Source organism: Dyadobacter fanqingshengii, assembly GCF_023822005.2.
Classification (GTDB): Bacteria; Bacteroidota; Bacteroidia; order Cytophagales; family Spirosomataceae; genus Dyadobacter; species Dyadobacter fanqingshengii.
In genome coordinates, this window is sequence record NZ_CP098806.1 from 1,716,601 (window position 1) to 1,729,335 (window position 12,735).

Annotated in this window: 12 protein-coding genes; 8 read left to right on the plus strand and 4 right to left on the minus strand. The window is 45.5% G+C overall.

Annotated features, from left to right (window positions below):
* The first annotated feature begins 15 nt into the window (after positions 1–15).
* Together surE and NFI81_RS06950 are read left to right on the plus strand one after the other, a co-directional pair.
* Positions 16–783 carry a 5'/3'-nucleotidase SurE gene (gene surE, locus NFI81_RS06945; protein WP_234613250.1) on the plus strand — a complete coding sequence of 256 codons (768 nt, stop codon included), beginning with the start codon at positions 16–18 and terminating at the stop codon, positions 781–783.
* A gap of 15 nt (positions 784–798) precedes the next feature.
* Positions 799–2,376 (plus strand): GH3 family acyl-acid amido synthetase, encoded by a 1,578-nt coding sequence (locus NFI81_RS06950; protein WP_234613249.1) that lies wholly within the window; start codon positions 799–801, stop codon positions 2,374–2,376.
* On the opposite strand, the gene NFI81_RS06955 is transcribed toward NFI81_RS06950, so the two are convergent.
* Together NFI81_RS06955 and NFI81_RS06960 are read right to left on the minus strand one after the other, a co-directional pair.
* Complete coding sequence (locus NFI81_RS06955) at positions 2,373–2,987, minus strand: LysE family translocator (RefSeq protein ID WP_234613248.1); 615 nt, start codon at positions 2,985–2,987, stop codon at positions 2,373–2,375. The two genes, NFI81_RS06950 and NFI81_RS06955, sit on opposite strands and share 4 nt — an antisense overlap.
* Position 2,988: 1 nt before the next feature.
* Complete coding sequence (locus NFI81_RS06960; protein WP_234613247.1) at positions 2,989–3,543, minus strand: NUDIX domain-containing protein; 555 nt, start codon at positions 3,541–3,543, stop codon at positions 2,989–2,991.
* Between the two features lie 38 nt (positions 3,544–3,581).
* On the opposite strand from NFI81_RS06960, the gene NFI81_RS06965 reads away from it, so the two are divergent.
* On the plus strand, positions 3,582–4,592 hold the full coding sequence (locus NFI81_RS06965) for a cation diffusion facilitator family transporter (RefSeq protein WP_234613246.1): 1,011 nt from the start codon (positions 3,582–3,584) through the stop codon (positions 4,590–4,592).
* Between the two features lie 27 nt (positions 4,593–4,619).
* Positions 4,620–5,543 (plus strand): sugar phosphate isomerase/epimerase family protein, encoded by a 924-nt coding sequence (locus NFI81_RS06970; protein ID WP_234613245.1) that lies wholly within the window; start codon positions 4,620–4,622, stop codon positions 5,541–5,543.
* 30 nt (positions 5,544–5,573) lie between these two features.
* On the opposite strand, the gene folE is transcribed toward NFI81_RS06970, so the two are convergent.
* Together folE and NFI81_RS06980 are read right to left on the minus strand one after the other, a co-directional pair.
* Positions 5,574–6,263 carry a GTP cyclohydrolase I FolE gene (folE, locus tag NFI81_RS06975; RefSeq protein ID WP_234613244.1) on the minus strand — a complete coding sequence of 230 codons (690 nt, stop codon included), beginning with the start codon at positions 6,261–6,263 and terminating at the stop codon, positions 5,574–5,576.
* Positions 6,223–6,639: a 6-pyruvoyl trahydropterin synthase family protein gene (locus NFI81_RS06980; RefSeq protein WP_234613243.1), complete on the minus strand. Its 417-nt coding sequence runs from the start codon at positions 6,637–6,639 to the stop codon at positions 6,223–6,225. The genes folE and NFI81_RS06980 overlap by 41 nt, the downstream gene beginning before the upstream one ends.
* A gap of 334 nt (positions 6,640–6,973) precedes the next feature.
* On the opposite strand from NFI81_RS06980, the gene NFI81_RS06985 reads away from it, so the two are divergent.
* The 4 genes from NFI81_RS06985 to ispG all read left to right on the plus strand — a co-directional run bounded on the left by NFI81_RS06985 (position 6,974) and on the right by ispG (position 12,733).
* Positions 6,974–8,293 carry a Gfo/Idh/MocA family protein gene (locus NFI81_RS06985; RefSeq protein WP_374759481.1) on the plus strand — a complete coding sequence of 440 codons (1,320 nt, stop codon included), beginning with the start codon at positions 6,974–6,976 and terminating at the stop codon, positions 8,291–8,293.
* 49 nt (positions 8,294–8,342) lie between these two features.
* The gene (locus NFI81_RS06990; protein ID WP_234613241.1) at positions 8,343–9,563 is read left to right on the plus strand and encodes a sugar MFS transporter; all 1,221 of its coding nucleotides are present in this window, start codon (positions 8,343–8,345) and stop codon (positions 9,561–9,563) included.
* A gap of 3 nt (positions 9,564–9,566) precedes the next feature.
* The gene (locus tag NFI81_RS06995; protein ID WP_234613240.1) at positions 9,567–10,649 is read left to right on the plus strand and encodes a GHMP family kinase ATP-binding protein; all 1,083 of its coding nucleotides are present in this window, start codon (positions 9,567–9,569) and stop codon (positions 10,647–10,649) included.
* A 74-nt stretch (positions 10,650–10,723) separates the two neighbouring features.
* A complete protein-coding gene (ispG, locus tag NFI81_RS07000) occupies positions 10,724–12,733 on the plus strand; it encodes a (E)-4-hydroxy-3-methylbut-2-enyl-diphosphate synthase (protein WP_234613239.1) in 2,010 nt (669 codons plus the stop codon).
* Positions 12,734–12,735 lie beyond the last annotated feature (2 nt).

The window sequence follows — 12,735 nt, forward strand, 5'->3', positions numbered from 1 at the left end:
GATAAGTAGAATTATATGAAACCCCTTATTTTAGTTACTAATGACGACGGAATAACATCCAAAGGAATCCGAACACTGGTAGAAGTGATGCAAACCATTGGAGAAGTGATCGTAGTCGCGCCGAACAGCCCGCAATCGGGGATGGGACACGCTATCACCATTGGCGAACCGTTAAGACTTTATTCCACACATATTTTTGAAGGAGTTGTAGAATACGAATGTTCGGGAACGCCTGCTGACTGCGTGAAACTGGCAAAAAATTACGTTTTACAGGATCGCAAGCCGGATTTGGTCGTGAGCGGGATTAACCACGGAAGTAACAGTTCCATTAGCGTGCTGTATTCGGGAACCATGTCGGCCGCGATCGAAGCAGCCATTGAAGGCATTCCAGCGATCGGGTTTTCGTTGACAGACTACCGTGAGGATGCGGATTTCGATCACGCCATTCCTTTTATCAAATCCATTACCGAAGAAGCGCTTAAAAACGGCATACCAAATGGCATTGCATTAAACGTTAACATTCCTGGGAAGACGGATCTGCCTTTAAAAGGCGTAAAGGTTTGTCGGCAGGCACACGCGAAATGGCAGGAAAAATTCGACTATCGCGTGGATCCGAATGGAAGAGGCTACCTGTGGATGGCGGGAGAATTCGTCAATTTTGATACCGAAAAAGAAGATACCGATGTCTGGGCGTTGGATAACAATTATATTTCTGTTGTCCCGTGTCAATATGATCTGACAGCGTATGAGGCAGTAAAGCAGCTTTCGACCTGGGATTTATAATTTTAAAATTCAGCTATGGCATTAGTAGGTAGTTTATTAAAAAAAGGAATTCATATCAGCAACATTGTTGCTAACCGCAGAAAGGCAAGTCTCCATATTCAGCAAAAAAAAACTTTGGCGAAATTACTTGCCAAAGCACGCTATACGGAGTTTGGTGAAAAGTACAATTTCGACGAGTTGCTTTCCTCGATCTTGTTCAGTGAGAAGGGCGCCTACTACGAGTTATACAAGAAAACGGTTCCTGTTTACGACTACAACAAGATATTCAACGAATGGTGGCATCGTTCACTGGAAGGAGAAAAAGACATTTGCTGGCCTGGTCAGATTAAATATTATGCATTAAGCTCGGGCACTTCCGAGGCTGCTACCAAGCACATTCCGGTCACCAAAGCAATGTCTCGCGCGATCCAGAAAACGAGCATCCGCCAAATCCTTTCGCTTGGGCATTATAAAGACCTTCCCAATGATTTGTACGAAAAAGGCTTCCTCATGCTCGGCGGCAGTACAAATCTGAATAATCAGGACAAGCATTTCGAAGGCGATTTGAGCGGAATTACTGCCAGGCAGATCCCCTACTGGTTCAGACCTTATTATAAACCCGGCGAAAAGATTGCGGCGCAAAAAGACTGGGGTCTGAAACTGGAAGAGATCACCAAGCAGGCGCACGAATGGGACATTGGTTTCATAGTAGGCGTTCCTGCGTGGATCCAGCTTTTGATGGAAAAGATCATTGCACATTACAAGGTCAAGACGATTCACGATATCTGGCCCAATTTGCAAGTCTTCGCACACGGAGGCGTTTCATTTGAGCCTTATAGAAAAGGTTTTGAAAAACTGCTCGCGCGCCCGCTGATTTACATTAACACCTATCTGGCTTCCGAAGGATTTATCGCCTACCAGACACGCCCCGGCGCACAAGGCATGGAATTGGTGTGCGACAATGGCATTTTCTTCGAATTTATCCCCTTTAACGAAAAAAACTTCGACTCCGAAGGCACATTATTGCCTGATCCTGAGACATTAATGGTCGACCAGGTGGAAGAAGGAAAGGAATATGCATTGCTCCTCTCGACCTGCGCGGGATCGTGGCGTTATCTCATTGGTGACACGGTGAAATTTGTCGATAAAGCCAAAGGAGAAATTGTTATTACAGGCCGCACAAAGCATTATTTGAGCCTCTGCGGTGAACACCTTTCTGTTGATAACATGAACAAGGCCGTTGACCTGGTTTCGGATGAAATGGGGTTAACAGTGAAAGAATTCACCGTTTGCGGCATTGAATATGGCTCAATGTTCGCGCATCACTGGTATGTGGGCGTGGAAGAAACGGACGTAAATGCACAAGAGCTCAAAACCAAGCTGGATGCCAAATTAGCAGAACTGAATGATGATTACGCCGTTGAAAGGCGGCATGCTCTGAAAGAAGTTTTTGTAACAGTTTTGCCTAACAAAGCTTTTTATGACTGGATGAATTCGAAAGGCAAAATGGGCGGTCAGCACAAATTCCCACGCGTTTTCAAGAATTTTCTAATGGACGACTGGAAGGGATTTTTGGATAAGAACGGCTATGTGAAAGAAGAGCCGTCTCACTAGCGGATAAAATTGACATAAGCAATCTGGCAGGCGATCAGGATGAAAACGACGCCTGTCACTTTGTTGAAAATCGTGACCACTCTTGGCGTAAAGACACGCTTCAATCTGTGCGCAAACACGGCAATGCCGCATTCTACCAGAAACACCGCTACCACACTCGCTCCAAAGAACATCAGCACCTGGTGATAATTGTAATGCAGATTCGTGCGGATGTACGAAGCAATCGTCACCCAGCTGATGAAATTCACCGGATTAAGCCCATTGAGCAGAAAACCCATTGTGAAGTAATAAAACAGGTTTCCGAGGCTCGTTTTGGGATATGCAATCTGCGGCTGTCCTTGAATAACATTCGTTAGCCCCAGTGCGACCAGAAAAAACACTCCGGCGCCCGCCATCCATTTCTTAAAATCCGGGATATCAGGCAATAATGCAGTTCCGTAAATGGCGAAGAAAACAAAGATAATGTCGCAAACAAACACGCCAAACGCTATTTTCACGCCGGTCCTGTAACCATTGTCTACACTGTTTTGGACCAATGAAAAAAATACCGTCCCGAAAGTGAGACATAATGCGATTCCGGTAAGCGTGCCATAAACAAGCGATTCCAGCATATCAGATTCCCTTCAGTCTGGCGGTCATTAAAATGGCGCATACAGAAAGCGAATCGGTAATTTCGGAACGCATGCACATATCAACCGCTTCCCGCAAAGACACCTTCCGCACCTGCAGATCTTCCGTATCCTCCGGTTCAGCGTCCTTTTGCGTCAGTTCTTCTGCGATGAAAAGAAAACCTTCTTCATTTGTAGCCGAATTTGAAGTGTGAATTCGACCGAGTTTAGTCCATTTTTCAGCAACCAAACCCGTTTCCTCCTTCAATTCACGTTTGGCAGCGTCCAGCGGATCCGCCTCCAGCGCTCCGCCGCCTTCCGGAATTTCCCAGGAATATTCATCGATTGCATAGCGATACTGGCCTACCAGATAAATGTTCCCTTCCGCATCCAATGGAATTACGCCAATGGCCTGATTTTTAAATTTTACAAGCCCATAAATGCCCTTATTTCCAGACGGGTTGATCACATCGCGATGGCTCAGTTCGAGCCATGCATTTTCGTAGACAGTTTCAGTTGAAAGTGTTTTCCAATTATTTTCTGTGGTTATAACCCGCATTTTCTTAGTATTTTTGGCCTCTGAATTTCAAATCACAAATGCAAATAAACCAAAATAAGCTTAAACAACGTCTCATACTGCTGTCTTTTATAGCCAGCATTCTGCTGACGGGTTTGAAATTCTTCGCTTATTATCTCACTTCTTCGAACGCGATTCTGAGCGATGCGCTGGAATCGATTATCAACGTCATAGCGAGCGGTTTTGCGTTTTACAGCATTTATCTTTCCGCGCAGCCCAAGGACAGAAACCACCCGTATGGTCACGGGAAAATTGAGTTTTTCTCGGCCGGCTTTGAGGGTGCGTTGATCATGATTGCTTCGCTTTTTATCATCATTGAGGCGATAAACCGGATTATGGACCCCGCTCCTATTCAGAACCTTTTGGAGGGTTCGGGCTTTATACTTTTTACGATTCTCGTCAACACGGCCATTGGTTATAAGCTTTTGGTTGAAGGTAAAAGGGTTAATTCTCTTGCACTAGTCGCTGACGGCAGGCATTTGATGACGGACAGCATTAGCAGTTTGGTCCTGATATTCAGCGTTGGGCTTATATTGCTCACTGGTTATGTCTGGATTGACAGCGTTGCATCATTGCTTTTTGGTGTTTTCCTGGCTTACAATGGTTTTCTGCTCGTTAGTAAATCTGTTGCAGGCCTGATGGACGCCGTTGACGACGCATTGCTGGAAAAAGTGGTGCAGACATTGAAGTCGAATAAAAAAACAGAATGGATCGACGTGCACAACCTGCGCGTGCAGCAATATGGCTCAGATCTACACATCGATTGCCATTTGACACTGCCTTATTATTGGGAGCTGCAAAAAGTGCATGAAACAATTCATAATTTTGAAAATATACTAAAAGACAGCCATACGGGAGAAACGGAAATTTTCGTTCATGCTGACCCATGCCTTTATCAATGCTGTTACTTTTGCCGGGTGGCGGATTGTCCCGTTCGCCAGCACGCGTTTATCAAGGACATTGACTGGGACGCTGCGAGTCTCGTGAAGAACGAGAAGTTGTATAATGAAGCAAGAATTCACATTCCTTAATAAACATAAATCTAAATTCTAACCAAAATGTACGTTTCCCGTCGTGATTTTCTTAAAAAAGCCGGTGCTACTGCCTTCGCAGCAACCGCTTTTTCCGACCTGCTAATGGCAGACCCTGCTAAAAAACTATGGTTTGATATTTCCCTGGCTGAATGGTCTTTACACAAAGCGCTTTTCAAAAAAGAACTGACCAACCTTGACTTCCCTGCACTGGCGAAAAAAGAGTTCGGCATTTCGATCGTTGAGTATGTAAACCAGTTCTTCAAAGACAAAGCAGAAGACAAGACCTATCTGAATGATTTGATAAAAAGACAAAAGGACAACGGCGTTACCGCTCACCTCATCATGATCGACGGCGAAGGTGGTTTGGGAGAATTGGACGCAGCTGTTCGTAACAAGGCCGTTGAAAACCATTACAGATGGGTTGAAGCTGCAAAATATCTGGGTTGCAAAACCATCCGTGTGAATGCATTCGGAAAAGGAAGCTTCGAAGAAATTGCAAAATCTGCCGTTGAAGGACTTGGTAAGCTGGGCGAATTCGCTGCCAAAACGGGCATCAATGTAATCGTTGAAAATCACGGCGGATCGTCATCCAACGGACAATGGTTGTCAGGCGTCATGAAGCAGGTGAATCTCAAAAATGTGGGAACATTACCTGACTTCGGAAACTTCTGCATCACCAGAAAAGACGGAGGCTGCGCAGAATCGTACGACAGATATCAGGGAACGAAAGAACTGATGCCTTATGCAAAAGGTGTAAGTGCAAAAACCTACGATTTCGACGAAAAAGGAAACTGTGTTGAAACGGACTATACAAAAATCCTGAAAATCGTAAAAGACGCAGGCTTCAAAGGCATAGCGGGGATTGAGTATGAAGGAAGTAAGCTTTCTGAGTTTGAAGGAATTAAGGCTACGAAAGCGCTGTTAGAGCGCGTTGGGCCTACGGTTTAACTGTTGTTTTTGGGGGTGTTACCATACCGGTCACATCCCCAAATAACTCAAAAACTCTTTCTTGGTAACCTCCTCCTGAAACTTCCCGCCGTAAAACGCTGTCACGGTAGAACTTCCCGAATCACGGATGCCCCGTGACTGCACGCACATGTGCTGCGCGTCAATTACAACAGCGACATCCTCCGTTTCCAATGCTAATTTCAACTCATTAGCAATCTGTACGGTTAATCTTTCCTGAACCTGCGGACGTTTAGCGAAATATTCAACAATCCGGTTCAGCTTGGATAGGCCGATCACTTTGCCGCTGGAAATGTAGGCAACGTGGGCTTTTCCGTAAATAGGCACGAAGTGGTGCTCACAGTTGGAGAAAACAGAAATATCTTTTTCGACCAGCATCTGGTCGTATTTGTATTTATTTTCAAAAAGCGTGACCGCTGGTTTATTTTTTGGATCAAGGCCGCTGAAAACCTCCGTGATGAACATTTTGGCAACACGTTTTGGCGTGCCTTTCAAGCTGTCATCAGTCAGGTCGAGACCCATGATTTCCATAATGTGACGGAAATGCTTTTCAATCAGCTCCATTTTAAGATCATCCTCCATCGCAAAAGCATCTTTGCGCATGGGTGTCTCGATCGAAGAATATACATGATCGTTCCCAATTTCCTCAACCTCAACCATGTCAGTCGACTGGATATTCGACGAAGTTCCGTTCTGTTTCATATAATCTGACTTTCAGGTCAAGGCCTGAATCAATTTTTGATCTTAATATTGAATATATAACGATCGCGATGTTTTCCGCGGAGGGGTTAAGGGACTTGAATTCTTCGACGTCCAGATTAAGGTTTTTATGGTCGAAACGATCGAGTATAAATTCCTTTAAGACGGAACTTAAAACCTTCATATCCAACACATAACCTGTTTGAGGATCAACTTCCCCCGTCACTTGCACGATCAGTTCATAATTGTGCCCGTGGAAATTAGGGTTATTGCATTTGCCAAACACGTTCTCATTTTTTTCAGCCGACCATTCCGGGTTGTTGAGTCGATGAGCCGCATTGAAATGTTCCTTTCGAAACACCGCCACCTTTTGCGCCATATTGTGATTCACTTAAAATTAAATTCGCTTTAAATGTCGTTACAAAGTATGTGCCCAACACATTTAAAGCCTTCGAGCCTGGACGAAATGCTCTTTCTGGAGTTACTTGTTTTGGCTTAACGCTTTACATTTCCAATTTGTTCATTTTTTACAACTTTCATCACCACTTACAGGAATCTCATTTAAAAAGGGATTAATAAAAAAAATTAAAAAATACGGTTATTGAATGTAAATTGCGATCTTGGAAACCATTGCGCCATAAGCTGATTACTGCATCCTGAACCTTAAATTGGACAACTTCATGAATAGACGCGATTTTATTCAAAAAGCCACAATGGCCGGACCCGCCATCGGGATATTGCCGACATTGTACTCCAATGAAGCAAAAGTGGCTGATAAAGTACGCCTTGGCTTCGTCGGTGTAGGCCTTCGCGGTCGCAACCATCTTGAACAGGCACTCTTCCGCCCGGATGTAGAGGTAAACGCGATCTGTGACATTGATCCCGCCGCCGTTAATTTCTCCCTTGAACAAATTAAAAAATCAGGAAGGAAAGCACCCGCCGTTTATGGCAAGGGAGACGAGGATTTCCTGAATCTCGTGAAGCGTGACGACCTCGACGGAATTTTAATCGCAACGCCCTGGCACTGGCACGTGCCCATGACGATAGCGGCTATGAAAGCCGGAAAATATGCTGCTGTGGAAGTTTCGGCAACGGTTACTTTGCAGGAATCTTGGGATCTGGTGGATACTTTTGAAAAAACCGGCTCGCATTGCATGATTCTCGAAAACGTTTGTTACCGCCGGGATGTCATGGCCATATTAAAGATGGTGCGTGAAGGAATGTTCGGTGAAATGACCTATGCACATTGCGGTTACCAGCACGATTTACGTTCCGTTAAGCTCAATGATGGCAAAAGCAATGGTGGAGTTGGTGTAGAATTTGGTGAAAAAGGATTTTCAGAAGCCAAATGGCGCACCCAGCATTCCGTGGACCGCAATGGCGACATTTATCCGACGCACGGCCTCGGCCCCGTTGCGCATTGGCTCGACATTAACCGCGGCAACAGCTTCTCTTATTTGACCTCAACTGCCACAAAATCTAGGGGATTACATAAATACATTGTTGATCACGGCGGCAAGGATCACCCGAATGCAAAGGTAAATTTCAAACTAGGCGACATTGTGACGACTGTTATCCAATGTCAAAATGGCGAAAACATCGTGCTCGTTCATGACACGAACTCGCCACGCCCCTACTCGCTTGCTTTCCGTGCGCAGGGAACTAACGGGATCTGGATGAACGACGGACACAGCATATATATAGAAGGCGTTTCTCCCAAAGAACATACAGCAGAACCCGATAAAGCTTATCTCGATAAAAATGACCATCCATTATGGGCAAAATATGCGAAAGACGCAGAAAGCGCAGGACACGGCGGCATCGATTATTTTGTATTAAGGGGCTTTATTGAATCCATTAAAAGAAAAACTGCACCGCCGATCGACGTGTATGACGCCGCGACCTGGAGTGCGATCAGCCCGTTGTCCGAGCTTTCTATTGCAAAAGGAAGTGCACCAGTTGAAATTCCGGACTTCACCAGAGGAAAATGGAAGACCAACAAGCGCATTTTCGGCCTTAATGACGAGTATTAACCTGAATTTTTCATATTTAACCTATATAACCCTGACCAATTTAACCTAGATGAGCAAAAAGAACAGTTACCTGGGCCCTCTGTTTATTATCGGCGTATTATTTTTCGTGATGGGGTTCATCACTTGGGTAAACGGAACGCTAATTACCTTTTTCAAAAAAGCATTTTCCCTTGACAACACCAGTTCATATCTGGTAACATTCGCCTTTTTCATTTCCTACACGATCATGGCGATCCCCTGTTCTTATGTTGTGAAAAAGACAGGATTTAAAAACGGAATGTCGCTGGCTTTGCTGGTAATGGCAGCCGGAACATTAATATTTATCCCAGCCGCTGAAATGGCTTCCTATCCCGTGTTTTTGGTGGGATTGTTCACCATCGGCATTGGCTTAACCGTTTTGCAAACGGCCTCCAATCCTTACGCAACATTGCTTGGGCCGCGCGAAAGTGCTGCGCAACGCATCAGCGTCATGGGAATTGCTAACAAAGGTGCAGGGATCATCAGCCAGATCGTTATTGGTAAATTGCTTCTGGCAGGCGCCACAGCCTCCGACCCTAAGGAAGAGCTTGATAAAGTGGTTGTTCCATATCTTATTCTTACAGGAATTTTGGTTGTGCTTGCGATTGTAATTCGCCTTTCAAAAGGATTGGTTGAAGTGAGTGAAGAAGAGGAAGAAACGTCAGCAGTCAACACGCTTACAGTTCAAAAAACTTCTGTTTTTCAATATCCAAACCTTGTTTTAGGTGTTGCAGCATTATTTTGCTATGTGGGTGTTGAAGTGATTGCAGCGGATACGATCATTAGTTATGGCGTTTCACTGGGCATTCCCGAGGAAGAAGCGAGGGTGTTTGGTGCTTACACATTGGGCGGAATGATGTTCGGTTACGTGCTCGGAATTGTGTTGATCCCAAAATTTGTTTCTCAGCAGGCTTATATGATCTTTTCAGCGGTGCTGGGACTTGTGGTTACCGTCATTGCCATCTTGACAACCGGGTTTACATCCGTCATGTGCATTGCCGTTCTTGGTTTTGCCAATGCGGTTATCTGGCCGGCATTATGGCCTTTGGCGTTAAGCGGTCTGGGTAAGTTCACCAAAATCGCGTCTGCGTTATTGGTAATGGGTATTTCAGGAGGCGCTGTGTTGCCATTGGTTTACGGCGGCATCGCAGATTCCATCGGCAGCACGCAACAGGCATACTGGATCATGGTCCCATTGTATTTATTTATCCTATTTTTCGGTCTGATTGGCCATAAAAAGAAAAGCTGGTAGTTCATGAGGATTTCGACCCCGGGCCGTATATGTTTATTTGGTGAACATCAGGATTATCTTGGATTACCCGTTATTGCAGCAGCCATTTCGCGCAGGATCAGCATTGACGGACATTACCGGGATGATCATAAGATCATCCTGCATTTGCCCGATCTGGGGCTTAAAGAGGAATTTTCCCTTAACGATACATTTCCATATGTGGTGCAGCGGGATTATTTCCGCAGCACCATTAATATTTTAAAACGAAAAGGTTTAACATTCTCCAAGGGCTTTGAATGTGTCATCCAGGGCAACATTCCGATTAATTCGGGAACCTCCAGCTCGTCTGCACTGATAGTTTCCTGGGCACATTTCCTGGATAAAATGAGCGATAATCCGGTTGGATTTTCTCAAAAAGAACTGGGAGAAATTGCCAATGCAGCCGAAGTGCTTGAATTTGGTGAACCCGGCGGCATGATGGACCATTATTCCACGGCGATCGGTAATGTGATTTACCTGGAATCAACACCCATTATACATGTTGAGGCGCTGACTCCGACGTTGGGCACATTCGTTTTAGGAGATTCTTTGGAGGCCAAGGACACATTAGGAATCCTCGCAAGATGCCGTTATGGAATGGAAGATGTGATCAGAAAAGTCACCGGTTATGATCCAGATTTTTCCATTTTTACAACGCCTTTTGACAAAGCAATTGAATACAAAGCGCAGCTTACCGATGATGAGCTGAGCCTGCTGAAAGCCAATCTGGAAGATCGCGACATTCTCATTGAGGGTAAAGTTTTATTAACCCAAAGTGTCAACAGTCCTGTTGACGAGGTTTTTGACAAACATTTCGGCGGACTGCTTTATAAACATTACAAAAACCTCCGCGACCATAAAAGAACGTCAACGCCTAAAATTGAACGCATGATGAATGCTGCCTTATCAGCTGGTGCGTTGGGCGGAAAAATTAACGGTTCAGGCGGCGGCGGTTGCATGTTTGTGTATGCCCCCACGAAAGCCGAAGAAGTAGCCGAAGCCATTGAAAAAGAAGGCGGAAAAAGTTACATCATCACTGTGGATTCAGGAACGCGGATCGAAAACTGAGGCATTAAAATGCACGATTGTAATTCCGATTGTGTTTTTGTTTTAAGACCTTTGCCAATAATAATATCAACTCCATGGCAGTAGTTACAGCTTCTGAAAAAACCACAAATCTTTACTGTCCCTCACTGACAGCATATAGCAGGCGAAAAACCATCACAATCAATATCGGCGACCTGCCCATGGGCTCCGATTATCCCATCCGCGTCCAGTCTATGACAACGGTGGATACCATGGATACGCAAGGCTCTATTGATGAAGTAATCAGAATGGTGGATTCCGGTTGCGAATACGTGCGCATTACAGCGCCCAGTGTGAAGGAAGCGCAGAATCTTGAAAATATCCGGAACGGCCTGCGCAAGTCAGGAATCAATGTTCCGCTGATTGCCGATATACATTTTACGCCCAATGCGGCTGAACTCGCGGCCAGGATTGTGGAAAAAGTCAGGATTAACCCCGGAAACTACGCGGACCGCAAACGTTTTGAGGTCATCGACTATACGGATGCTTCCTATGCCGCAGAATTGGAAAGAATTCGCGAGAAATTCATCCCGCTGGTGCGCATATGCAAGGAATACGGCACAGCGATGCGCATTGGCACAAACCACGGCTCTCTGTCCGACCGAATTTTAAGTCGTTATGGCGACACACCGCTTGGCATGGTGGAATCTGCGCTGGAATTTTTGCGGATCTGTGAGGAGTTCAATTATTTCAACATTGCGCTTTCTATGAAATCCAGCAACACGCAAGTGATGGTGGAGGCTTACCGCTTGCTTGTGCAGCGTTTGGATGATGAAGGATTGAAACCTTACCCGCTGCATTTAGGCGTTACGGAAGCCGGAGAAGCGGAAGATGGCCGCATCAAGTCGGCTGTCGGCATCGGCACATTGCTTGAAGATGGTTTGGGCGATACTGTCAGGGTTTCACTTACAGAGGCCCCTGAGAAAGAGGCGCCTGTGGCACGCGCATTAATTCAGCGCTACGCCAATCGCACACCACATGATTTCATTGAGCCCGTTGAATCCTGCCCGATCAATCCATTTCAATACACACGGAGGGACACGCGGGAAGTTTATAACATGGGTCATTTAAATGTGCCGCGAGTGATTGCGGATTATTCAAATATTGCGGTCACCCAGCTGAATGACCTGAAAAGCATCGGGCATTTCTTTTTGCCCGTGCCCGACAAATGGGCAATGAATGATCAGGGAGCTGATTTTATATACTCCGGAAAAAATCCGGTGCCGTTCATGCTTCCGAACGGCTTGCGCGAGATTTTGGATTTTGAAAAGTGGTTAACGCACGAAAATGCTGTTAATAAGTTCCCTCTTTTCGAAGCAGGAGAGTGGCTTGAAATTGATAAAACAAGCGTTTCTCCGCAACTGAATTTTATCAAAGGAACCATTCACACGTTCGACGATTCGCTCCTGGAAAGCGTCAGACTATCGACTAATGTTGTTCTCCTGCTCCACACAGACAACACGCACGCAATGCCCGAACTTCGCCGGTTTTTTTATAAGCTGGTCGAAAAAGGCATCAAAGTTCCTGTGGTTGTTCAGCGCGATTATGCGACGGACCTGGGCGACGAGCTTACATTATATTCCGCTACTGATGTGGGCGGCCTGCTTGTCGATGGCTTTGGAGATGGCGTATTGTTGCAACCTACGTTTCCCGCAAATGAAGTTCACGTTGAAAAATTAAAATCCGCAGCCGCATTCAATAGCATTGCATTCGGGATTTTGCAGGCAGCACGAACCAGAATGTCAAAAACCGAATACATTTCCTGTCCATCCTGTGGCAGAACGCTTTTCGATTTGCAGGAAACAACCGCAATGATCCGCAAATACACCGAACATTTGAAAGGTGTGAAAATAGGCATTATGGGCTGCATTGTGAATGGACCTGGTGAAATGGCGGACGCGGATTATGGATATGTAGGCATGGGTAAGGATAAAATTGCGTTGTATCGGGGTCAGGAAGTGATCAAAAGATCGGTTACGGCAGCCAAGGCTGTGGAGGAATTAATCGGGTTAATCCGCGAAGACGGCCGCTGGATCGAGCCGGACGAACGGGAAATATTGGTTTAGTG